Origin of the sequence: Leucobacter sp. CX169 (assembly GCF_017161405.1) — a bacterium.
Lineage (GTDB): Bacteria > Actinomycetota > Actinomycetes > Actinomycetales > Microbacteriaceae > Cx-87.
On record NZ_CP071051.1, the window covers coordinates 2,832,099 to 2,855,291 of the forward strand.

Genomic DNA, 23,193 nt, shown 5'->3' on the forward strand with positions numbered 1-23,193 from the left:
AAAGATTTTCGTTCTCGGATCCCAGCAGGGGCTTGCGGATCGCCGAGCCACACATGCTTTAATGGTCGAAATTCGTACCATTTCTCAACGCAGAGAACCTAGGAGTGCACATGATTCCGGCGAGCGGCAATTTGACCCCGGACGAGCTACGAGAAGCAGTGACTTCCGGCGAGATCGACACCGTGATCGTCGCCTTCACCGACATGCAGGGTCGACTGGTCGGCAAGCGCGTCTCGGCACGTCTTTTTCTTGAGGACGTGATGGATCACGGAGCCGAGTGCTGCAACTACTTGCTGGCGGTCGATGTCGAGCTCAATACGGTGGACGGCTACGCGATCACCAGCTGGGAGAGCGGCTACGGCGACATGGCCATGCTTCCGGATCTCTCTACCCTGCGCCGCATGCCGTGGCTTCCGGGCACCGCCCTGGTGATTGCGGACCTCCGGCTCGCGGGCGACCACTCGCCCATCTCAGTCTCGCCGCGCGAGATCCTGAAGACGCAGGTCGACCGGCTCGCCGCGCACGACCTCGTCCCCCACGTGGCGACCGAACTCGAGTTCCTCGTCTTCGACGACGACTACCGCAGCGCATGGAAGAGCAAGTACCAGGACCTCACCCCCGCGAGCGACTACAACACCGACTATTCGCTGCACGCCTCAACCCGGCTCGAGCCCCTGCTGCGCGACATCCGAAACTCGATGGACGCCGCCGGAATGTACTGCGAGGGCGTCAAGGGCGAGTGCAACCTCGGGCAGCAAGAGATCGCCTTCCGGTACGCACACGCGATCGCCACCTGCGACAACCACTCGATCTACAAGAGCGGATCGAAGGAGATCGCCGACGCCCACGGCAAGAGCATCACCTTTATGGCGAAGTTCAACGAGCGCGAGGGCAACAGCTGCCACGTCCACTCGAGCCTGCGCACCACCGCCGGCGACCCGGTCTTCGCCGACGCTGACGCCCCGGACGGGATGTCGAAGATGTTCCGCCACTACATCGCCGGCCAGCTCGCAGCGATGCGCGAGTTCACCCTGCTGTACGCGCCAAACATCAACTCGTACAAGCGCTTCGTCGAGGGCAGCTTCGCCCCGACCGCGGTCGCCTGGGGCCACGACAACCGCAGCTGCGCGCTGCGCGTCGTCGGCCACGGCCAGGCGATGCGCGTCGAAAACCGCGTGCCGGGCGGCGACGTGAACCAGTACCTCGCGGTCGCGGGCATGCTCGCCTCGGGACTCTATGGCATCGAGCACGAGCTTGAGCTCTGCGATCCGATCGTGGGCAATGCGTACATCAGCGACGTTGAGCGCGTCCCCACCACGCTGCGCGAGGCCGCCGACCTGTTCGAGCAGTCCGCGCTCGCGCGCGAGGTGTTCGGCGACGACGTCGTTGCGCACTACGTGCATGCCGCACGAGTCGAGGTAGCCGCCTACGACGCCGCCGTCACCGATTGGGAGAGGATCCGCGGCTTTGAGCGCCTCTGACACCACTCGCGCGCCGATCATCGGCATCACGAGCTACCTCGAGCAGGCCCAGACCGGGGTGTGGGACGTGCGCGCCGTATTCCTCCCACAGGTCTACGTGAACGCAGTCACCGCGGTCGGCGGCATCGCCGTCGTGCTGCCGCCCCAGCCTGTGAACGCGGACGTAGCGCGCGGGGTAATCGCCGGGCTCGACGGGCTGATCCTGTCGGGCGGAGCCGATATCAACCCGGCGATCTACGGAGAGGCCGCCCACGAGCGTACCGGGGCGCCCCGCGACGATCGCGACGAGTTCGAGGCCGCCGTGCTGCAGGCCGCGATCGACGCCGAGCTGCCGTTTCTCGGCATCTGCCGCGGCGCCCAGATGCTGAACGTCACGCGCGGCGGCACGCTCGTGCAGCACCTGCCCGACCTGGTGGGCGACGACCGCTACCAAATTGGCCAGGGCATCTTCAACCCGATCGAGGTCGAGGTCGACCCCGAGAGCCTGATCGCCGAGGTCTACGGAGACGACCGGCGCGCGACCGCGCACCTCTATCACCACCAGGGGATCGGCGAGATCGGCGACGGCCTCACGGTCACTAGCCGCACGGAGGACGGGGTCGTCGAGTCGCTCGAGCTTGATTCGGTGCCGTTCGGGCTCGCGGTGCAGTGGCACCCCGAGGAACATGCCGACGACCGCCGCCTCTTTGCGGGGCTCGTGTCGGCTGCGCGAGACTATCGCGCGGCGCGCAACACCCCAGATCAGACGCCAACGGGCGCCGTCCCTTCGAAGGAGCAGTCATGAGCTACACCGTCATCAACCCGGCGACCGGGGCGGCCGTCACCGAGGTCGAGCATCTCGACGTCGACGCCACCGACCGGGCCATCGCTCAGGCCGCTCGCGCGCAGCAGGAATGGGCCCGGGTTGCCCCGGTCGACCGGGCGCGAGCACTGCGCCGCTTCGCCGACGCCGTCGATGGCGACCTCGAACGCCTTGCGCACCTCGAGACCGTGAACTCGGGCCACCCCATCTCGCAGTCGCGCTGGGAGGCCGGCCACGTCCGCGACGTGCTCGAGTACTACTCCGCGTCCCCCGAACGCCTGCTCGGACAGCAGATCCCGGTGGCTGGCGGCATGAACGTGACGTTCCACGAGCCGCTCGGCGTCGTCGGCGTCATCACCCCGTGGAACTTCCCGATGACGATCGCCGCCTGGGGCTTCGCTCCCGCGCTGGCCGCCGGAAACGCCGTCGTCCTGAAGCCGGCGGAGTGGACGCCGCTCACCAGCCTCCGCCTCGGCGAGCTCGCCCTCGAGTCGGGCCTGCCCGAGGGACTCTTCCAGGTGCTCAGCGGGCGCGGTTCGGTGGTCGGCGAGCGGTTCGTCACGAACCCCGAGGTGCGCAAGATCGTCTTCACCGGATCGACAGCGGTGGGCAAGCAGATCATGTCCGGCTGCGCCGACCAGGTCAAGCGAGTCACCCTCGAACTCGGCGGCAAGAGCGCGAACATTGTGTTCGCGGATTCGGACATCGAGAAGGCGGCCGCCACCGCGCCGTACTCGGTCTTCGACAACGCCGGGCAGGACTGCTGCGCGCGCAGCCGGCTGCTCGTGCAGCGCAGCGTGTACGACCGCTTCATGGAACACTTCGAGACCGCCGTACAGAACGTGAAGGTCGGCGACCCCCTGGACGAGGCGACCGAAGTCGGGCCGCTCGTCACCCTCGCGCATCGCGAGAGCGTGGCCTCCTTCCTCCCAGAGGGCGCCCCGATCGCGTTCCAGGGATCCTGCCCCGACGGGCCAGGCGCCTGGTTTGCGCCGACCGTGGTGACCCCCGAGCGGGACAGCCGGCTGGCCCGCGAGGAGATCTTTGGCCCCGTGGTCGCGGTGCTGCCGTTCGAGGACGAGGCCGACGCCATCGCGCTGGCGAACGACACCGAGTACGGGCTCAGCGGCTCGATCTGGACGAACGACCTCGCGCGCGGCATTCGCGTCGCCCGCGGCGTCGACGGCGGCAACCTCTCCGTGAACTCCCACTCCTCGGTGCGGTACTCGACCCCGTTCGGCGGCTTCAAGCAGTCGGGTCTCGGCCGTGAGCTCGGCCCCGACGCCCCGCTCAGCTTCACCGAGACGAAGAACGTGTTCTTCGCGTCCGAGTAGCGTCGCCCTTTCCCGTTCATCCACACGTCACACCACAAGGAAGTAACCATGAGCGACATCACCCCCATCGATCTCACCCAGCGCCTCGCTGGCAAGGTCGCCGTCATCACCGGCGGCGCGAGCGGGATCGGCCTGGCCACCGCGAGGCGCATGCGCGCCGAGGGCGCGAAGATCGTCATCGGCGACATGGACGTCGCCAGCGGCGAGGCGGCCGCGGCCTCGGTCGACGGCCTGTTCGTGCAGGTCAACGTCACCGATGAGGCCCAGGTCAACAACCTCTTCGACACGGCCGCCCGCGAGTACGGCTCGGTCGACATCGCGTTCAACAACGCCGGCATCTCGCCCGCCGACGACGACTCGATCGAGATCACCGAGCTGCCCGCGTGGGAGAAGGTGCAGGATGTGAACCTCAAGAGCGTCTACCTGTGCTCGCGCGCGGCGCTGCGCCACATGACGAAGCAGGGTTCGGGCTCGATCATCAACACGGCCTCGTTCGTTGCGGTCATGGGATCCGCGACCTCGCAGATCTCGTACACCGCCTCGAAGGGCGGCGTGCTGGCGATGAGCCGCGAACTCGGGGTGCAGTTCGCCCGCCAGGGGATCCGGGTGAATGCCCTCTGCCCCGGCCCCGTGAACACGCCGCTGTTGCAGGAGCTCTTCGCCAAGGACCCCGAGCGGGCAGCGCGCCGCCTCGTGCACGTGCCGATCGGCCGCTTCGCGCGCCCCGAGGAACTCGCCGCTTCGGTCGCGTTCCTCGCGAGCGACGACGCGTCGTTCATCACCGCATCGACCTTCCTCGTCGACGGCGGGCTCACGAACGCGTACACGACGCCGCTCTAAACGGGCCTACACTCGCTGTGACGTAACGACGGCCCTGAAAGGAGCAGCATGCACCCGCCGACCGACCGAGTGGAACTGCTCATCAGGGCCGTCCGCCCTACGAACGCCTACGAGGAAACGATGCAGCGCTTGCTGCAGTCGATCCGCCTCGGGCTGATCGCCCCCGGTGAACGGCTGCCGGCCGAGCGCGAGCTCGCCAGCATGCTAAAGGTCAGCCGGGACACCGTGCGGGACGCGCTCGCGACCCTCGTCGAGGCGCACTACGTGGTGTCGCGGCGCGGCCGGACCGGCGGCACGTTCGTCGCCCTGGAGCTGCCGGTGAAGTCCACGCTGCACCCGCAGCGGGAGGAACTGGGCGAAGCCGACGTCGAGGACAACGCGGTGCTGCGCCGCGTCGTCGAGGTGGGCGCCGCCCGCGAGGCCGCGGGCCGCGAGCTCAGCGCCGAGGACCGCGCGGCGCTCGCGGGCGCGCTCGCGGCGTGCACGGAGTCGTCGGATGTCGATCACCGCCGGCTCGACTCTCGGCTGCATCTGCTGATCGCCGAGCTGTCGGGATCGCCGAGCCTCGTCCCGATCGTCGCGAACGCCCGCACCCGGGTCAACGCGCTGCTCGACGAGATCCCGATGCTGCGCCCGAACCTCACCCACTCCGACGCCCAGCATGCGGCGATCGTCACCGCGATCCTGTCGGGGCAACCCGACGCGGCGGCCGCGGCGATGCTCGAACACATCGAGGGGTCGACCGCGCTGCTGCGCGGCTTCTTCGCCGCGCGCGGCGGGGCCTCAGCGCCGTAGATCGCGCGGTTTTCAGCACTTCGGGCAGGATCCTGCCAGAGCGCGTGGTCGCCGCACCCAGGAGCGCGCGCCTCGCCCCTCAGGCCTCATTCCTTCGCTCGACCCGTCGCAATCTGCTGCTTCATTCGCCGGGAAGCCGCAGATTGAGACGGGTCGATGAGGTTTGGGGGCGCCCAGGGCCCCGCTACTTCTGCAGCACCGTCCCGAGGAAGAGCTCGAGCACCGCGTCAACGTCCACGCCGAGACAGACGTCCGCGGTCGGCCACGGCTCGACCGTGCCGTGCACCGATTCCTCGCCACCGAACGAGCGGCGGTCGACGATCGTCTGCCCGCGGCTCAGACCGGGCGCCAGCTCGACCTGCAGGCGGCGGTGCTCCGTCGTGAAGAGCTCGGGCACGACGAGCGCGCACACGGCGCCGGCGTCGCCGATCAGCGTGTGGGTCACCTTCGTGCCATCGGCGGGGTCGGTCACCTCGAAGCCGAGCAGCGAGGCGAGCGCCTGCGCGACGGGATCCTGCACCGTGTGCAGCTCGGCCACCGTCTCGTTCGGCACCTCGACGACATTAAACACGTCGAGCCCGTAGAGCGTGAGCGGGACGCCTGAGTTGAAGACGACGTGCGCGGCCTCGGGGTCGTGCCAGACGTTGAACTCGGCCACGGGCGTCGCGTTACCGATAGACGCCGAGCCACCCATGCAGACGATGCGCTCGATGCGGTCCGCCACCTCCGGGTGCATGCGCAACAGCAGCGCCAGGTTGGTGAGCGGCGCGAGGGCGATGAGGGTGATCTTCTCGGCGCTATCCGCAATCGTGCGGCGCATCAGCTCGACCGCGTGCACCCGCTCGACCGTGCGCGCCGAGGCGGGCAGGCTGAGGTTGCCGAGGCCGCTCTCGCCGTGCACCCACGAGGCGTCGCGCGCTTGCTCGACCAGCGGCCGGATCGCGCCCGCTGCGACGGGAATCTCGGGTGCGCCCAGCACATCCAGGATCTGCAGGGTGTTCGACACGACGCGCTCGATCGAGGCGTTGCCCGCGACACACGAGATCGCCTGCACGTCGAGCGCCGGGTGGCGCACGGCGAACATGAGTGCCATGGCGTCGTCAATGCCGGTGTCGACGTCGAGGATCACGGGGATGGGCGAGGAAGTCATTGAGGAGTCCGTTTCGTTGGGGCCGAGGTGGCCGAAAGTCTAGGAGCGGGCGAGGCGAAGTTCAGCAAGCGCCCCGTACGAGTCGACGGCGCCCGGAGCCTGCACGGACGCGGACCCGGCGGCAGCCCCCCAGGCCGCGGCGGCGGCGAGCGCGTCGCCCGCCGACAGGCGCGCAGCAAGCGCCCCGACGAACGCGTCCCCGGCGCCGGTCGTGTCGACAACGCGCTCGGGCTTGGGCGACGGCACGTGTGCGGCTGCCACCCGGCCGTCAGCGCCGTCGCGCCCAACGAACACCGCGCCGGCGGCGCCGAGCGTGATGACGACGGAGTGGCAGCGATCGACCAGGCGTTCGGCCAACAGCAGCGCCTCGCTGGTGCTGAGCTCATCCCGAGCGTCCTCACCGAGCACGGCGAAGGCCTCGCCCTCGTTCACGATGAGCGGGTCGGCCTCGGCCAACACCTCGGCGGTGACCGCGATGGCCGGGGCCAGGTTGAGCACGAAGCGCGCGCCCTGTTCGCGGCAGAGCGCGGCGAACTCGGCGACCACGGCGGCGGGTAACTCGCCCTGGGCGAGGCCGACGACGGGCACCTGCGCGGATCCTGCGCCGTCAAACAGTCCCGCAACCGAGTCGCTGCGGACCCAAGCGGGGTCAAGCCGAGCGTTCGCGCCGCTCGCCACGATGATGGTGTTCTCGCCGGCTCCGTCGACGGCGATGGCCGCGGACCCCGTGAGCACGCCGGTCAACACCGACAGGGCCTCGAGTTCGACGCCGTGCGCCGCGAGGGTGCGCTGCACGAACTCGCCCGAGGCGTCGTCACCGACGGCGCCGGCGAAGCTGACCCGTGCCCCCGTGAGCGATGCGGCGGCCGCCTGGTTCGCGCCCTTCCCCCCGAGACCCGTTCGTGCGTCAAGCGCAAGGATGGTCTCGCCGGGCTGCGGGAAGGTGTCCACGTAGGTGACCGCGTCGACGTTGGCAGATCCCAACACGATGACGCGTCCGATCTGAGTCCCAGCGGTCATAGTGCGCTCCGTTTGTTTCGTTGGGGCGCCGCTTCTGGCGCAGGGTTCGAGTCTACGATCCAACCGGGCTCTCCGCTGCGCGAGGAACGGCAGGACGGCGGGACTATTGGGGGTCTCCCACCGCCGCCGTCAACGCGAACAACACGTCCGCCACCCGCTCGCCGAGGTCCGCTGCCGTAGCGCTTGCGGCGCTACCGCCAGTGAGCACCGCTAGCCGCAGCTCGCGCTCGTAGATGCTCGTGAGGAGCGGCAGGGCCTCGTCCGCCGGAATCAGGAACCTCCGACCGGCAACCGCGACGATCTGCGCCACGACCTCGGCGAGGTCGGCGACGTACGCGGCCTGGTACCGGAGATAGTCGGGCGCCAGCTCGGGGTCACGCAGGGCGAGCAAGAGAAACTCCTGCTCAATCACGAACCAATCCGTCTCGAGCGACGAGGCGACGAAGAACTCCCTGATAAAGGCCGCGGCCTCCTCCCGGCCGATCCCGCTCGCTCGGCACGTCAGCTCGTCTCCGAGCAGCGTCATGCGCGCCTCGAGGTCTTCCGTGCGGCGCCGATACTCGCGAGCGAGCAGCGCGAAGAAGAGCTCCTCCTTTGAGGAAAAGTTGGAATAGAACGCGCCCCGGGAGAACCCGGCGGCGGCGCAGATCGCTTCAACCGAGGCGCCGCCGAGGCCGAGCTCGACGCAGACCCCGAAGGCAGCGTCCATCAGGCGCTCCTGGGTCTCCAGGCGACGCGCGCTTACGGGCTTCTGGGGCTCACTCATGCTCCGATTGTGTCAGACACGGCTGGCTCCAAGGGAGTTTGCATACACTCGTGTATCGAAACCTGAATCGCGCCCCCGAGGAGTCTCGTGTCATCTGTGCTGTACTCGCTTGGCCGCTGGGCCGCCAAGGCGAGATCACTTGTCCTCATCGGCTGGATCGTCATTCTCGCCATCTTCGGCGCGGGCGCGGTGTTCCTCGGACAGGGCGCGAACGCCCCGATCTCGATCCCCGGCACGGAATCGCAGGCCGCGCTCGATCAGCTCAGCCGCACGTTCCCCGAGGTGAGCGGCGGAAGCGCCCAGGTCATCGTGGTGAGCCCCGAGGGCACCCGCATCGATTCCTCGCCCTATCCCGACGAGATCGCCCGCACCGCCGACGAGCTGGCGGACCTTGACGGCGTCGCCGCAGTGCAGTCGCCATTCGGCGGCACCGCGGGCGCGAGCTCCGACAGTGCACTCTCCGAGGACGGCCGCGCCGCGCTCATCTCGATCACCCTCGACGGCACCTCCGTCGACGCCCCGCCGGCCACCCTCGAGGGCATCAGCGCGGCCGTCGCGGACCTGCAGGATCGCCTTCCCGAAGGCGCACAGGCGGTCGAGGGCGGCGAGGCCTACTCCACCTCGATCCCGGGCATCACTATCACCGAGGCTGTCGGCGTGCTGGTCGCGTTCGTCGTGCTCGTGCTGACCCTGGGCTCGCTGCTCGCGGCCGGCATGCCGCTGCTCGCCGCGATCCTGGGCGTCGGGGTGTCGATCGCCGGCCTCTTCTTCGCCACCGCCGTGGTCTCGATCACGTCGATCACCCCGATGCTGGCGCTCATGCTCGGCCTCGCGGTCGGCATCGACTACACGCTCTTCATCGTCGCGCGCCATCAAGAGCAGATCCGCGACGGCATGCCGATCGAGGAGTCGATCGCGCGCGCCACCGCCACCTCGGGCTCCGCTGTGATCTTCGCGGGGCTCACGGTGATCATTGCGCTCGCGGGGCTCGCGGTCGCCGGCATCCCGTTCCTCACCGCGCTCGGCCTCGCCGCCGCGGCGGCCGTCGCGATCTCCGTGCTCATCGCGCTCACGCTCACCCCCGCAATCCTCGGCATGGCCGGCATCAAGATCCTGCCAAAGCGGCAGCGCGCGGCCCTGGCCGCCGGCACGCTTGCGTCCGCGGCCAACGCTCCCGCAGCGGCACCCGTCACGGGCGCACACGGCGCAGGATCCGGGCCGATCACCGAGCCTTCGAACGCCGCGGCCGGCGTCCCCGCCGCGCCCCGCAAGCCCTTCGCCGACCGCTTCTTCGGCGGCTGGGTCGCCGCGGTCACGAAGATTCCGGCGCTCACGATCATCCTCGTGTTGCTCGGCGTCGGCGCCATGGCCGTGCCCGCGCTCGACCTGCGCCTCGCGCTGCCCAACGCCTCGAGCCTGTCGGAAGACGCCCCCGCGCGCATCAGCTACGAGCTCGTCGGCGAGCACTTCGGCGAGGGCGTGAACGGCCCGCTCCTGCTGACCGGCTCGATCGTCGCGAGCAACGACCCGCTCGGCCTCATGGAAGACCTCGCCGACGAGGTCCGCCAGGTCCCCGGCGTCGCCGAGGTCCCTCTGTCGACCCCCAACCAGGGCGCCGACACGGGCATCATCCAGGTGGTCCCCGAGGAAGGCCCGCACGCCGAGAGCACCTCGCAGCTCGTCGATGCGCTGCGCGCCAAGGCGCCCCAGTGGAGCGAGCAGTACGGCGTCGACCTCGCGGTCACCGGCTTCACCGCCGTCGGCATCGACGTGTCGAAGCTGCTCGGCGAGGCCCTCCTGCCCTTCGGCATCCTGGTCGTCGGCTTCTCGCTGATCCTGCTCGCCATGGTGTTCCGCTCGGTCTGGGTGCCGATCAAGGCGACCCTCGGCTACCTCCTCTCGGTCGGTGCCGCCTTCGGCGCCGTCGCCGCGGTCTTCGAGTGGGGCTGGTTCTCCGAGGCCCTGCACGTGGCAAGCCTCGGCCCCGTACTCAGCTTCATGCCGATCATCTTGATGGGCGTGCTCTTCGGACTCGCCATGGACTACGAGGTGTTCCTCGTCGCCCGCATCCGCGAAGAGTACGTGCACGGCGCGAGCGCCCGCGACGCGATCCGGCGCGGCTTCGTCGGATCGGGCAAGGTCGTCACGGCCGCCGCGATCATCATGTTCGCCGTCTTCGCGGCCTTCATCCCCGAGGGCGACGTGAGCATCAAGCCGATCGCCCTCGGCCTGGCCGTTGGCGTGTTCGTCGACGCCTTCATCGTGCGCATGACGCTCGTGCCCGCGGTGCTCGCGCTGCTCGGCGACCGCGCCTGGCAGATGCCGCGCTGGCTCGACAAGATTTTGCCGTCGTTCGATGTCGAGGGCGAGGGGCTCAGCCGCGAGCTCGCCCACGCCCACTGGCCCGAGGATCTGCCCGAGGCACGCATCGCGAGCGAGGGGCTCGAGCTCGTCGCGGCCGACGGCACGCATCGCGTCGCCGATATGCGCGTCGGGCCGGGCGACGCCCTGCTGCTCTCCCCGCAGGATCCCGCCCACCGCCGCCTGGCCGAGGTGCTGACCGGGCGCGCGCCGATGCTGGTGGGCACCGCCAAGGTTGCCGGCCTCCTCCTGCCCGAACGGGCGTCGACGCTGCGCCGTCGTGCCGCGCGGACCCAGCTCGCCGGGCTCCGCGAGGCGCTTGCCGACCGGCCCCAACTCCTCGTGCTCGACCTCGCGCAGCTCGTCCCGACGTCGGAGGCGGCGATCCTGTCCGCCCGCTCGGCGCTCGAGGGTCGCGCGGTCGAGGCCGACCGGGGGGCGGCACCGATGCCCACGCTCGTGTTGCTGAGCGACGCGGACACCGCGGCGCGGATCCTGCCCGCTGGCACGCACATCGTGCACGCCGAGACGCGCCCGTTGACCGCACCTGACTTCGCGGAGAGCTCGCTCCCCGCGGCCACCACTCTCACGGAAGGAGCCGCACGATGAGCGGCCTCGCCTCGAACCGCCGGCTCGGATGGAAGGCGGTGCTCGGCATCCTTCTGGTGCCCCTCACGATCGCCGGCCTGTTCATCTGGGGCCTCTGGAGCCCAACCGAACGCCTGCGTTCTGTCGAGGCCGCCGTCGTGAACCTCGATGTGCCGGTCGAGATCGACGGGCAGCTGACCCCGCTCGGCCGCGTCTTCGCGGGTGCGCTCGTGGGTGACTCGACCGTGGCTGACGACGAGACGAACTTCACCTGGCACCTGACAAACGCGGAGGACGCCGCCGAGGGGCTCGACGAGGGCCGCTACTCGACCGTCGTCACGATCCCCGAGAACTTCTCGGCGGCCGCCACCTCGGGCGGAGACCCCGACACGGCCGAGCAGGCCACGATCGACATCGCGACGAGTGACCGCGGTCGCCTGATCGACTCGGCGCTCTCCAACGTCGTCACGAGCACCGCGACGCGCGTGCTCAACGAGCAGCTCGGCACGGCGTTCATTGACCAGGTGTTCGTCGGCATGGGGACGCTCCACACGAGCCTCGGCGAGGCCGCGGACGGCGCGGACAAGCTCGCGGACGGGTCGCACCAGCTGGCGACCGGCACGAGCGGTATTGCCGACGGTGCCGGAGCGCTCGCTTCGGGTGCAGGGCAGCTGTCGAGCGGGGCAAACGCTCTCGCCGGCGGCGTGGGCGGCATCGCTTCGGGCATGGGCGAGTACGCCAATGGGGTCACTGCCCTGGCTGGCGGTGCGGCGCAGGCTGCCGACGGCACGGAGAAGTATGTGGCAGGCGTCGGACAGCTGGTGGACGGGCTGCGTACTGCGCTTGCGCCCATCACCCAGGCGATTACCGCCGCAAAGGACGCGATCGACAATCTGCAGATCGACCCCGCGACTGGGCTGCCCGTCGGCATGCCCGACCCGACCGCGCAGACCACCCTGCTGGGTGCGCAGCTCGCTGAGTTGCAAGGCTCGCTCGGCTCTGCCTCCGGTGGTGGCGCGCAGCTGAACGGCCTGGTCGCCGAGTGCGCGACTTCGGGCGCGAGCGAAGACTTCTGCGCCCGCCTTGCCGCTGCCACGTCCGCGACGAACAACTCGGTCGCTGCTGCGCAGACGCAGGCCGGCGCTGCCACGGCGACGCAGCAGCAGCTCGCGGTCGAGATGCAGGTCATCAAACAGACCATCCAGACCTCGGTTGCTGCCGTTTCAGCCGCCCGCCCCCAGCTGGATCAGCTTGAACAGCAGCTCGGCGGCTTGGACGCCCAGCTGGCGCAGCTCACGGCGGCTGGACCCCAGGTTGCTGCAGGTAGCCGTGGCATCGCGAACGGCGTTGGTGCGCTTGCAGCGAGTGGGCAAGAGCTTGCTGGCGGCGCGGGGGCACTCGCAACCGGCGCGGGCGAGCTCGCGGCGGGCACCCCGGCATTGGCTGATGGAGCGGCTCAGCTCGCCGACGGCGCCGCCCAGCTCGCGGAGGGCGCAGAGCAGGCCGCGACCGGCACCGATACCCTCGCGAGCGGGCTGGGCCAGGCGGTCGACGGTGTGCCGAACTACACCGAGAGCCAGCGCGACGCGCTCGCCCGGGCGGCGCTCACCCCCGTGGTCGCCACAGGCAGCGGCGACGAGCTATTCAACGCCGCCGGGGTTCCGCTATTCACCGGCATCGCGCTGTGGGCCGGCGGGCTCGCGAGCTTCCTGATATTGAGCCCCCTCTGGCGCCGCACGCGCGAGGCCGCGCGCGGCCTCGGCGCCATCACGCTGCGGAGCGCCCTTCCCGGCTTCCTTGCGGGCGCGGCGCAGGGCGCCATCGTCGGCCTCGCCATGCCGATCGCGCTCGGCCTCGACCTGCCGGCGACGCTCGCGTTCCTCGGCTTCGGCGTGCTGGCCGGCGTGGCCTTCGCGCTCGTGAACCAGGGGCTCGCCGCGCTGCTCGGCGGCTTCGGCCGATTCCTGTCGTTCGTGACGCTGGTCATCGCGTTCGCGGGCGGCATCGTCTCGACCGCGCCTGCGATGCTCAGAGCCATCGGCGACGCCACCCCCATCGGGGCCGCGTTCTCGGGCTTCCAAGCGATCGCGTCGGGGGCAGCCGGGGCAGGGGGCGCGGCAGCACTGCTCGTGCTCTGGGGGCTCGTGGGCCTCGCGCTCACCGGCTTCGCCGCCGCGCGGGCGCGCACGTCAGACCGCACCTCGGCCGCCGAGCCGGCCCCGGTGGTCGCAGCTCGAGCGCTGCAGCACGCGTAGTACCGAGCGCACGAAAGAAGGGCCCCGCCTGCTGGCAGGGCCCTTCTTTCGTTGGGAACTCGGCGCGATGCGCCGGGCGTCGTGAGCTGGGAGGCTAGGCCGCCGCAACTCCCGTTTCAACCTTGACCGGCTTGGTCGGCTGAACGACGGGCTTCGCGAAGTTCGTCGTCTGGTTGTTGAACGTGACCGAGCTGACGGTCGCGTTCTGATCGATGTTCACGTAGAAGCCGAAACCGATGACGTCGTGGACACCAACCGCTGCGACGAACTGATCGAGCGTGAACAGCGAGTTTGCGTCGGCCAGCTTGATGGTCTTCGCGTCATCGGCCCAGATCGGGCTCGAGGTCGACCAGAGCGCGTTCGGGTCACCCAGATCCATCGCGTTATCCAGGCGGATGGTGGTGAAGCTCTCCGCACCTGCGCGGTTACCGCTCGGGTAGTAGAACACCGGGACCTGCGTGGCCACGGGGCCGGTGGCGTGGACGACGTCCACCTTCATATCCGCGGCGGCGCTCAGGCAGTTCGCCTGGAACTCAGCAGGGTCGGCGAGACCGTTGAGGATCTGCGCGTTGCCCGTGACCGCCAAGCCGGCCTCGGTGGTCACGAAGTTCTTGACGGTCTCCGTCTTGGTCAGGCCGTTGTGCCAACCCGGGTAGGCCGCCTCGTTCGGGCGGATGTTGGCCGCATCGACGAAGGTCGCCGACGCCGCGTTCGGCACGCAGCTCGGGATGGCCGGCGCAAACTGCGTCGTGCTCCCGTTCCCCGTGAAGGAGTTCACCTGGACACCGGCCGCGCCCGCCTCGATCAGGAAGCCGGTCGCGATCGCGCGGGGGTCGGAGCCCACCGGCGTCGCTGAGGGGTCCTCGCCGAGTGCGGCGAGCAAGGTAGCCATCGGGGTGGGCGTGTTTGCGGCCACCGTCCCCCCGATCGCCTGGCTTGAGATCCAGTCTCCGCCCGTCGCGGCGTTCTTGCGCAGCGTGGTGAACTTCCAAGGATTCACGGCAAGGGCGTCAAAACCGTAGAACACCGGTACCTGGTAGAAGACCCGCGAGGCGTCCAACCCGGCATTGACGTTCACGCCGTTCAGTGTGTCCTCGAGCGACATGGCAGGGGCCGTTCCGCCGGCAACATTGTTGTTTCCGTTGCCCACAACGGCGATCGATCGATCGGCGGCAGCGAAAACGAGGCCGCTTCCCCCCTGGGTCGCGCGCCCCGGGTAGCTCGCGCTGGGGCTGTAGTGCCACTCGTTGTACGCGGCCGTTTCAGAGGTCGGGTCGGTCGTGACCACGATGTCCGAGGCAAGCACCACCCCGCCCGCGGGAGCCGCACTTGCGGACGTCGTGGTCAGCGCAATGCCGCCCAGTGCGAGTGAGGCGGTGGCGATGCCCGCCAGTGCACGTCGTAGTGCCATGGGTTCCCCTTAGTGTTCGTCACTGCAAAACTGTGTGCCCCAACGAATTGAGGCGTTCCCGCGAGAGACTAACCCAGACCGCGCGCCAAATGTAAAGCTTTTTCATAGACTTCACCCATTTGTAACGTTCGGGCCGACTGGAGGAACGTCGAACCGGCCGCGCGAGGCACGCGCGCCGCGGGCTCCGCGGCCAGCTCGCGCACCGCGTCTGCCAGCGCACGCGCCAGCGGTGCGACCTCGTCCTCGCCCGGCCGCGCAGCCCCCACACGCCATGACGGCTCAACCCCCAGGTCGTCCGCGATGTCCGCATCTGAGAACAGCGTCGGGGTGCCGAGCGCCGCGGCCTCGAACGGGGTCATCCCCTGCGTCTCGAAGCCGCGCGAGGTCTGCACCAGCAGATCCGCATCGCGCATTGCGGCGAGCGCCGCCGCGTAGGGCACCGGCCCCGGAATGGTGACGCGGTCGTCCAGCCCAAGCTCAGCGATGCGGCGGCGCACCTGCGGCAGCAAGAGGCCGGCTCCGTATAGTTCGACGTCCGCGTCGATGTCGCTGCGCGCAATCGCCTCGACGAACTCGAGCACCCGCTTCTCGGGGCTCATCCGCCCGAGCCAAATCAGCTTGGGCCGCGCCCGTTCGCTGCGCGGGCCCGCGGCCAGCACGTCGGCGAGCACGTCGTCGTCGACCCCAGTCGGAGTGACCTCTACGAGGTCCGCAACCCCGTTCACCCGCAGCAGCTCCGCGAAGTGGTGCGACGGCGCCGTGACGGCCGCCGCCTCGGCGACGAGCTCGGCGAGATACCGCCACGCACCCCGCGGCCGGGCGGATCCTGCACCTGAAACGTTGCCGGCGAGCCGCGAGCGCCCGAGCGCGAGCGCCCGCCACAAGCGCAACCCCTGAAAGGCGATGGGCGCGGTCACCGCGGCAAGCGGGGCGACCGCCCGCGTGCCCGCATCGACGTGGTTGTGCAGGGTATGCACGACGGGAACGCCCAGGCCGCGAGCGGCGCGATAGCCGATCAAGGCACCCCAAAAGTCGCCCTGCACGTGCACGAGGTCGACGCGCGGGCGATCCCGTAGCGCGCGGGCGAGCACCCGGTCGGTGCGGCGTCCGGGCCACGACACCCCGTACTCGCGGTCGCGCGTGATGGGCAGTGAGGGAAGATCGAGGTAAGCCGGATCGCTCGCCACGTAGCCCGGCCGGTGCAGCGCCGAGGCCGCAACCGACACCGTGTGCCCCTGGCGCTCAAGGAAGCGCCGCTGCAGTCGAATCGACACCTGCACCCCGCCCAGCGACTCGGCGTGCTGGTCGGTGACGATCAGGATGTGCATGCTCAGGCCGCGGGAGTCTCGCCGCGATACAGCGACTCGAAGGTCGCGAGCGTTCGCTCGATGTCGTGCACCTTGACCGCCTCGAGCGACGCCTCCTGCATGTGCACGTAGTCCGCGTGCGGCAGCTCCAGGATCTCAGCGATGCGCCGCGCGAGCTCGGCGTCGTCGCCCGGAGTAAAGAGGTAGCCGTTCTTGCCCTCCTCGACGAGGTGCGGTAACGCCATCGCGTCGGCCGCGAGGATGGGCAGGCCCGACGCCATCGCCTCGAGCGTCGCGATGGACTGCAACTCGGCGATCGATGCGATCGCGAACACGCTGCCGTTCGTGAGGGTGGCCCGCAGCTGCTGGTCGGACACCCGGCCGTGGAAGAGCACCCGATCGTCGATGCCCAGCTCGTGCGCCAGCCGTTCGAGGTTCTTGCGCTGGTCGCCGCCGCCGACGAGGTCGAGCTTGACGTTCGCCCCGAGACGCGCGACGGCGCGCAAGATCACGTCGATCTGCTTTTCCATCGTAAGTCGCCCGACGAACACGACCCGCTGTTCGCTGCGCTCCTCGAAGCTCGGCGTGTAGTCGGACGCGCGCAGGCCGCAGCTCACGGGGCGCACGCCGCGAATGGACGTGTTGCGCTCGAGGAACTCGGCGGCGCGTTTCGTGGGGGTGGTGACCGCCGAGGCAAGCCGCAGGATTTTGTCGGCCTGACGCCAGGCCCACTTGATGAACGACTGAATCGCGAAGTGCGGCAGCAGCGTGAAGTCGAGCACGTTCTCGGGCATCACGTGGTTCGTAGCCACGATCCTGATGCCTCGCTTGGCGCCCTCGATCGCGAGGCCGCGGCCGATGATGACGTGCGACTGGAGGTGGATCACGTCGGGCTGCAACGCATCCAGCAACTGGCGCGAACGGTAGCGTGCGCGCCAGGGCAGGACGAAGCGGAGCCAGTCGTGCGGGTACCAGCGGAAGCTCGCCCAGCGGTGCACCGTGACGCGCTCGCCCTCGATCTCCTCAACGAATGTGCCGGCGGCGCCGTGCCCCATCGACGGGGCGGCGACGTGCACCTCGTGCCCGTCGCGCACGAGACCGGCGGCGAGGCGCTCGGCGAACCGCGCGGCACCGTTTACATCGGGCAGGAAGGTGTCGCAGGCGAGCAGGATCCGCAGGGGCGTCTCAGTGTGTGCATCGGCTGGCGTGTGGCTTGCGAGGGTCACAGGTTTCGGCATCCTTCATCAGGTCAACGGGAGCGGGATGTGCCCGTTCCATGGATTAGTGTACGTTGGCGGCCAGCCCGGTACCCGGGGGTTTACCCGCCACTTCACGCGAATCGCGTCGAATCTGCGCGCAAGTTTCACCCGCCAGGATCCTGGTCCCGCGCGTGCCCGTCCTCGACCGCAGCGAGACGCCCGAGGACTAGCCTGAGGGAATCATGTCTGAACCCATCGGTCGCGCCCTCTGGCGCTTTGCCCCCGCGATCTACGGGCCGACCGTATTGTTCGCGATCGGCGAGGGTGCAATCATCCCGCTTGTCCCGGTCATCGCGTCGCATCTGGGCGCCGACGTCGCGCTCGCGACGCTCATCGCGGCGGCGCTCGTCGTCGGACAGTTGTGCGGGAATCTCCCCGCTGGCTGGGCCGTGGCGCGCTTCGGCGAGCGCCGCACGATGGCGGTCTCGGGCACCCTGGCGCTCGCCGGGGCCGCCGGGGTGGCACTCGCGCCGAGCCTCTGGGTTCTCGCCCTCGCGGGCCTCATCATCGGGCTCTGCGCGTCGGCGTTCGGGATCGCCCGGCACACGTTCATGACGACGCGCGTGCCGTTCGCGTTCCGCGCGCGCTCCCTCGCGCTGCTCGGCGGCACCTTTCGGCTCGGCATGTTCCTTGGTCCGTTTATCGCCGCGGCGCTGCTGGCGGCGACCGGATCGCCCGCCTCCGCGGCCTGGTTCTTCGCGGCCTGCCTCGTCCTCACCGTCGCGCTCGTGCTGCTCGCCCCCGACCCCGAGGGTGCGGTGGCGCTACGTTCTGCCAACGCGGGCACGCTGTCGGCCGCGGGTCATGTCCCCAGCGGGTCCGAGCGCGACGGCGTGTTTCGCACGATGCACCGCCACCGAGGGGTGCTCGTGCGACTGGGGTCTTCGGCGGCGTCGCTCTCGGCACTGCGCTCAGCACGCCAGGTGATCATTCCCGTCTGGGGTATCGCGATCGGCGCAGACGCCGGCACCATCGCCCTGGTCGCCGGGATCTCGGGGGCATGCGACTTCGCGTTGTTCTATGCGAGCGGGCAGGTGATGGACCGGTTCGGGAGGCTCTGGGCCACGATTCCCGCGGTATCGCTCATGAGCCTCGGCCTGATCGCGCTCGCGCTCACCTCGCCGCTCCCTGACGCCTTCGCCTGGTTCGTGGCGCTATCCGCGGTGCTCGGCGCCGGGAACGGACTCTCAAGCGGCATCTTGATGACTCTCGGCGCCGACCTCGCGCCGCAACACGATCCCGCCCCGTTTCTGGGGTCCTGGCACACGATCTCTGACATCGGCGGAGCCGCGGCTCCGCTCCTGATCGCCGCGATCGCCTCAGCGGCGTCGCTGCCGCTCGCGGCCGCGGCGATGGGGGTGATCGGCATTGCGGGCGCTGCCGGGTTTATGCGCTGGGTGCCCCGGTTCGTGCCCAGGCGGTGAAGACTGCCCGCCCCGCAGCGCGACACCGCGGCCCGGGGTGAACAGGTGCGCTCGCTCCCAACCGTCAATACATTGGCAGCATGGACCATGAACCGCGGGCGAAGAACCCACAGGGATTCGGCGGTCGCGCGATCGCGTGGGCGCTGCGGCTGAGCATCGTGCGCGCGGCGCTGCACTACGCCGCGCGGCGAGGCCCGCTCCTCGCCGACAGCGTGACCTACCGCGCACTGTTCAGCGTATTCGCTGGCGTACTCTTGCTCTTCTCCGCCGCCGGGCTCTGGCTTGACGCCAACCCCGACGCCCGGCGTGCGCTCATCGACACGGTGAACGGAGCGATTCCGGGCATCGGTGATGCCATCGATCTGGACCAGGCGCAGTTGTCGGTTGGATTTACCCTGGTCGGCGCGGTTTCCGTGCTCGGTCTCGTGGCCGCGGCGATCGGCGCGATCGGCAGCCTTCGCGCCGCGTTTCGCAGCATCGCCGATGTCACCGTCGACGAAACCAACTTTCTCTGGATGCTGCTTCGCAACTTCCTTGTGGCGCTCGCGTTTGGCGGCCTGCTGCTGGCCGGCGCCGCAGTGAGCCTGCTGTCGTCGAGTGGTCGGTCGCTCTTGGCTGACTGGCTGGGGGTCTCCGAGGACGCTGTCGCTCTCGAGTGGGGAGCCCGGCTGGTGGGGCTCGGCGTGGTCATCGCCATCAACACCCTGGCCGTCGCGGTCGCCTTCCGGCTGCTGGCAGGCGTGCGGCCAGCACCGCGGGCGCTCTGGGCAGGGTCGGTCGCGGGCGGTGTCGGACTGCTCGTGCTGCAAGAGTTCTCCGGCCTGTTCGTGCGCGGCGCGGCCTCGAACCCTCTGCTCGCGTCGTTCGCCACGTTGATCGCGCTGCTGCTCTGGATCAACCTCTCGGTGCAAGTGATCCTCATCGCGTCGAGCCTGATCGTCACCCTCGAGGCCCAGGCGCACGACCGCGTGCACGAGAAATATGGCGCCCCCACACTCGCGGACTTCCGCCGGCGCGAGGCCGAGAAGGCGGTGGCCGCGGCCACCGCAGAGCTGCGTGCGGCGCAGGGCCTGCGAGGGTCACCCCCGCGGTAGCGCAGCGTGCACGCCGAACCGCGGAATCTACGCCCGCGCCCCGCGCTTCGTCGCGACGACGACCGTGAACGTGCGGTCGCGCGCGACCTGGCGGGTCGGCCCGATCACGCGCTCGATCAGCGGCCGATAGCCAAGGTGCGTGTTAAAGACCACCCACAGCTCTCCGCCGGGCGCGAGGGCGGGAGCCGCGGCGCGGATGAGGCGGTGCGCGACGCCCGCGTGCACGGTCGCGCCCGTGTGAAACGGTGGGTTCAGCGCGATGAGGTCGGCCCATTCCGCCGGCACGCCGTCGGCCGCGTCGGCGCGATGCACGCTCACGCGATCCTCGACCCCCGCGGCGAGCGCCGTCTCGCGCGCGGCGCGCACCGCGGCGGCCGACTGGTCGGTCGCGTGTACACTCGCCTCCGGGTGTGACAGCGCGAGCGAGACCGCGATCGTGCCGTTGCCGCAGCCCAGGTCGACGATGTTTCGGGCCAGTCGCCCCCGGGCGGACTCCCCGAGCGCACGCAGCATCAATCGGGTGCCGTGGTCGAGCGTGGGCCCGCCGAACGTCGCGCCATACGCGGCGAGCGCGAACGGCAGGTCGGGGTCCGTGCCCCAGAGCGGGAAGCGCAGAGGGCCGCGCTCGCTGGCGGCGCGCGGCGCGCAAGCGGTGAGCACGCGCGACTTGCGCACGGCCAACCCGGCGCTCACCTCACCGAAGGAACGACGCAGCACGTCGTTCATGGCGAGCGCCATGTGCTTCACGCGCCCGCCCGCCAGCACCCAGACATCGGGTGCCGCCCAACGGGCGATCGCGCTCGAGATCTCGTCGAGCGCGTCGAGGCCGCGCGGCAGCTGCACGAGCACGAGGCGGGCGCCCGCCAGCAGCTCCGGGCCGAGCGGGAGGTTTGTGTATGCGCGAGCGCCCCCGAGGCGCTCTGCGTTGCGCGCGAGCGCGAGCTCGCCGAGCAGCGGATCCTGATGGACGCGAATGTCGGTCGCCCCGTGTCCGAGGGCTGCGCCGAGGGTCAGCGCGCCATGCCGATCGCCGATGACCACCAGCTCGCCCGGGCCCAGAGAGCCGAGCGTCTCGGCCGCGGTCGACAGCAGCAGTTCGTCGGTCGCATCGTAGGCGAGCAGCGCGTCATCCTCGACGTCGGGCTCGCGGCTCAGCGCCGAGAAATCAAAGAAAGTAGGATCTGCAGGGATCGCACCACTGGCAGGATCCTGCGCGAACACATCGCTCACGAGCCGTTGCCCGAGTGCCGCCCCGGCCGCCACACGACGACCTCTGCGCGTCGCTGTGTCCGCGTCCCGCGGCGCAGCGAAACGACTTCGCCCGCACTTCCCGCCGCAAATACCCGTCGATCGGGGCGCTTGAGCATTTCGGCGGCGAGCGCGCGCTCGAGCTCGAGTACACGTCCCTCCAACTGCTCGACGCGGTCCTGAAGCGCCAGCACCCGCCGGATCCCTTCAAGACTCAGCCCCTCCGCCGACAAGCGGGCGACCTGACGCAACTGCGAAACGTCGTGCAACGAGTAGCGACGCGTGTTTCCGCGGGTGCGCTGAGGTGACACGAGCCCGATGCGGTCGTACTGCCGCAGAGTTTGCGGGTGCATTTCGGCGAGCTCGGCGGCAGCGGCAATCGCAAACACCGGGGTGTACTGGTCCATCTCCGTCATCTCAAGCTCCTTCCCACTCTGGCTGTACTGCAGTTGACGCGCGAAGGCGAGGCCATTGCTGGCCCCGCCTACGCAGGTGATGCTACCCGCGGGCCCGTGCGAGGAGATCCTCGCGCGGGTTGTCCTGCGGTTCGACTTCCCGGAACGTCTCGAGCGCCGCCTTCGCGTCGTCCGAGAGGTGCGCCGGAACGACGACCTGGACCTCAGCGAGCAAGTCGCCGGTGCCCTTGGCGGATTTGATGCCGCGCCCCTTGACGCGCAGCACGCGGCCGCTCGGGGTGCCCGGCTGCACTTTCAGCTTCACCGGGGGGCCGCCCAGTGTGGGGACCTCAACGGTCGCGCCCAGCGCGGCCTCGACGAACGTCACCGGCAGCGTGAGCCGCAAGTTCAGCCCGTCGCGTTCGAACACGGGGTGCTTTCGAACATTCACGGTCAGGATCAGGTTCCCTGCCGGTCCGCCGTTCGGGCTTTGCTGCCCGCGCCCGCGCACCTTGATTTTTTGGCCGTCCGAGACGCCAGCAGGAATCTTCACCTTGACGGTGCTCCCATCCGGGGTCTGCAGCGTGACGGTGTTCCCGGCCGCCGCAGTCTCGAAGTCGAGCGTGGTCGAGGCGGTGATATCGCGCCCGGGCTGGGGGCCGCGGGCACGCCCGCCACCCCCGCCGAACATGCTGAAGATATCTTCGTAGCTCTGGCCGCCGCCCTGCTGGTAGGAACCAGCCTGGCCGCCGCCAAACATACCGCCGAAGACGTCCTCGAAGCCCTGACCGCCCTGCGTGAAGCGGGCGTGGCCCGGTCCCATCGATCGCATCTGGTCGTACTCAGCGCGCTGCTCCGTGTCAGAGAGCACCGAGTAGGCCTCGCTGATCTCCTTGAACTTCGCCTCGGCTTTCGCATCGCCCGAGTTGGAATCGGGGTGGTAGGTGCGCGCCAGCTTCCGATAGGTCTTCTTCAGCTCGGCCTCGCTGACGTCCTTTGAGACGCCAAGAATTCCGTAGAAGTCCTTCTCGAACCAGTCTTGACTAGCCATCTGCCCCCACCGCCACCGCCACCTTCGCGGCGCGCAACTCGACACCGCCAATCCGGTATCCCCGCTCAACGACGTCGAGCACCGTGTGCGCCTCGGTCCCGGGAACCGGAACCTGGGCGATCGCCTCGTGCAGTGCGGGGTCAAAGAGGTCGCCGACCTGTCCGAAGCTCTCGAGCCCGAAGCGCTCGAGGCTGCCGCGCAGCTTCTGCGCGATCGCGTGGAAGGGGGTGCCCTCCACGAGGTCGCCATGGGCGTCGGCCCGGTCCAGATCGTCCAGCACGCCAAGCAGCGGGGTGAGCACGGCCGCGGTCGCCCGCTGCTGCTCAATCACTCGATTCTCCTCGGTGCGCTTGCGGTAGTTTGCGTACTCGGCATTGACGCGACGCAGGTCCTCGAGGTACTCGTTCGCGACGTCGGTGGCCTCAGCGGGGGAATCGCCATCCTCCGCCGAACGCGCGTCGTCGTTCTGCTCCTGGCCGAGGATGTCCTCGACCGTCAGATCCGCGTCGCCCTCCGCCTGCGGCGCAGGGCCGGAGGTTGCACCCTCCGGCCCTGCCGCGGCGGGAACCTCGTCGCCCATGCCGGGCGTGCGCTGTTCCTCATTCGCCATGA

General features: G+C 69.7%; 19 protein-coding genes. 9 read left to right on the plus strand and 10 right to left on the minus strand.

The features are described from left to right. Window positions 1-110 precede the first annotated feature (110 nt). The 5 genes from JW030_RS12930 to JW030_RS12950 are packed head-to-tail and all read left to right on the plus strand — an operon-like array spanning window position 111 to window position 5,252. Window positions 111-1,481, plus strand: a complete 1,371-nt coding sequence (locus tag JW030_RS12930; protein WP_188045173.1) for a glutamine synthetase family protein — start codon at window positions 111-113, stop codon at window positions 1,479-1,481. Then, window positions 1,468-2,265, plus strand: a complete 798-nt coding sequence (locus JW030_RS12935) for a gamma-glutamyl-gamma-aminobutyrate hydrolase family protein (RefSeq protein ID WP_188045172.1) — start codon at window positions 1,468-1,470, stop codon at window positions 2,263-2,265. Before JW030_RS12930 ends, JW030_RS12935 begins: the two co-directional genes overlap by 14 nt. After that, entirely contained in the window at window positions 2,262-3,617 is a 1,356-nt protein-coding gene (locus tag JW030_RS12940) for an aldehyde dehydrogenase (RefSeq protein WP_188045171.1), read from the plus strand. The genes JW030_RS12935 and JW030_RS12940 overlap by 4 nt, the downstream gene beginning before the upstream one ends. A gap of 48 nt (window positions 3,618-3,665) precedes the next feature. Next, window positions 3,666-4,457: a 3-oxoacyl-ACP reductase gene (locus JW030_RS12945; protein WP_206348580.1), complete on the plus strand. Its 792-nt coding sequence runs from the start codon at window positions 3,666-3,668 to the stop codon at window positions 4,455-4,457. 48 nt (window positions 4,458-4,505) lie between these two features. Further along, window positions 4,506-5,252: a FadR/GntR family transcriptional regulator gene (locus JW030_RS12950; protein ID WP_188045170.1), complete on the plus strand. Its 747-nt coding sequence runs from the start codon at window positions 4,506-4,508 to the stop codon at window positions 5,250-5,252. Between the two features lie 184 nt (window positions 5,253-5,436). Here the strand turns inward: JW030_RS12950 and JW030_RS12955 are convergent, their stop codons facing one another. The 3 genes from JW030_RS12955 to JW030_RS12965 form a co-directional block, all read right to left on the minus strand. Further along, window positions 5,437-6,402, minus strand: a complete 966-nt coding sequence (locus JW030_RS12955) for a nucleoside hydrolase (RefSeq protein ID WP_188045169.1) — start codon at window positions 6,400-6,402, stop codon at window positions 5,437-5,439. 39 nt (window positions 6,403-6,441) lie between these two features. After that, window positions 6,442-7,422: a ribokinase gene (locus JW030_RS12960; protein WP_206348581.1), complete on the minus strand. Its 981-nt coding sequence runs from the start codon at window positions 7,420-7,422 to the stop codon at window positions 6,442-6,444. Window positions 7,423-7,525: 103 nt separating this feature from the next. Continuing rightward, the gene (locus JW030_RS12965; protein ID WP_188045168.1) at window positions 7,526-8,188 is read right to left on the minus strand and encodes a TetR/AcrR family transcriptional regulator; all 663 of its coding nucleotides are present in this window, start codon (window positions 8,186-8,188) and stop codon (window positions 7,526-7,528) included. 87 nt (window positions 8,189-8,275) lie between these two features. On the opposite strand from JW030_RS12965, the gene JW030_RS12970 reads away from it, so the two are divergent. Then, window positions 8,276-11,158 carry an MMPL family transporter gene (locus JW030_RS12970; protein WP_188045167.1) on the plus strand — a complete coding sequence of 961 codons (2,883 nt, stop codon included), beginning with the start codon at window positions 8,276-8,278 and terminating at the stop codon, window positions 11,156-11,158. After that, window positions 11,155-13,392 carry a YhgE/Pip domain-containing protein gene (locus JW030_RS12975; protein ID WP_188045166.1) on the plus strand — a complete coding sequence of 746 codons (2,238 nt, stop codon included), beginning with the start codon at window positions 11,155-11,157 and terminating at the stop codon, window positions 13,390-13,392. Before JW030_RS12970 ends, JW030_RS12975 begins: the two co-directional genes overlap by 4 nt. Before the next feature lie 94 nt (window positions 13,393-13,486). Here JW030_RS12975 and JW030_RS12980 read toward each other — a convergent pair whose 3' ends face one another. The 3 genes from JW030_RS12980 to JW030_RS12990 form a co-directional block, all read right to left on the minus strand. After that, the gene (locus JW030_RS12980; protein ID WP_188045165.1) at window positions 13,487-14,803 is read right to left on the minus strand and encodes a hypothetical protein; all 1,317 of its coding nucleotides are present in this window, start codon (window positions 14,801-14,803) and stop codon (window positions 13,487-13,489) included. A gap of 68 nt (window positions 14,804-14,871) precedes the next feature. Further along, entirely contained in the window at window positions 14,872-16,131 is a 1,260-nt protein-coding gene (locus JW030_RS12985) for a glycosyltransferase (protein ID WP_188045164.1), read from the minus strand. Between the two features lie 2 nt (window positions 16,132-16,133). Beyond that, window positions 16,134-17,348 carry a glycosyltransferase gene (locus tag JW030_RS12990; RefSeq protein WP_188045163.1) on the minus strand — a complete coding sequence of 405 codons (1,215 nt, stop codon included), beginning with the start codon at window positions 17,346-17,348 and terminating at the stop codon, window positions 16,134-16,136. A 203-nt stretch (window positions 17,349-17,551) separates the two neighbouring features. On the opposite strand from JW030_RS12990, the gene JW030_RS12995 reads away from it, so the two are divergent. Both JW030_RS12995 and JW030_RS13000 read left to right on the plus strand, forming a co-directional pair. Further along, window positions 17,552-18,793 (plus strand): MFS transporter, encoded by a 1,242-nt coding sequence (locus JW030_RS12995; RefSeq protein ID WP_188045162.1) that lies wholly within the window; start codon window positions 17,552-17,554, stop codon window positions 18,791-18,793. A gap of 80 nt (window positions 18,794-18,873) precedes the next feature. Beyond that, window positions 18,874-19,887 (plus strand): YihY/virulence factor BrkB family protein, encoded by a 1,014-nt coding sequence (locus tag JW030_RS13000; RefSeq protein ID WP_188045161.1) that lies wholly within the window; start codon window positions 18,874-18,876, stop codon window positions 19,885-19,887. Window positions 19,888-19,914: 27 nt separating this feature from the next. Here the strand turns inward: JW030_RS13000 and JW030_RS13005 are convergent, their stop codons facing one another. The 4 genes from JW030_RS13005 to JW030_RS13020 form a co-directional block, all read right to left on the minus strand. Continuing rightward, window positions 19,915-21,117 carry a class I SAM-dependent methyltransferase gene (locus tag JW030_RS13005; protein WP_370567022.1) on the minus strand — a complete coding sequence of 401 codons (1,203 nt, stop codon included), beginning with the start codon at window positions 21,115-21,117 and terminating at the stop codon, window positions 19,915-19,917. Continuing rightward, entirely contained in the window at window positions 21,114-21,542 is a 429-nt protein-coding gene (locus JW030_RS13010; RefSeq protein ID WP_188045260.1) for a heat shock protein transcriptional repressor HspR, read from the minus strand. Before JW030_RS13010 ends, JW030_RS13005 begins: the two co-directional genes overlap by 4 nt. A 91-nt stretch (window positions 21,543-21,633) precedes the next feature. After that, on the minus strand, window positions 21,634-22,581 hold the full coding sequence (locus JW030_RS13015) for a DnaJ C-terminal domain-containing protein (RefSeq protein WP_188045160.1): 948 nt from the start codon (window positions 22,579-22,581) through the stop codon (window positions 21,634-21,636). After that, window positions 22,574-23,191, minus strand: coding sequence for a nucleotide exchange factor GrpE (locus JW030_RS13020; protein ID WP_188045159.1), 618 nt, complete (start codon window positions 23,189-23,191; stop codon window positions 22,574-22,576). The genes JW030_RS13015 and JW030_RS13020 overlap by 8 nt, the downstream gene beginning before the upstream one ends. Window positions 23,192-23,193 lie beyond the last annotated feature (2 nt).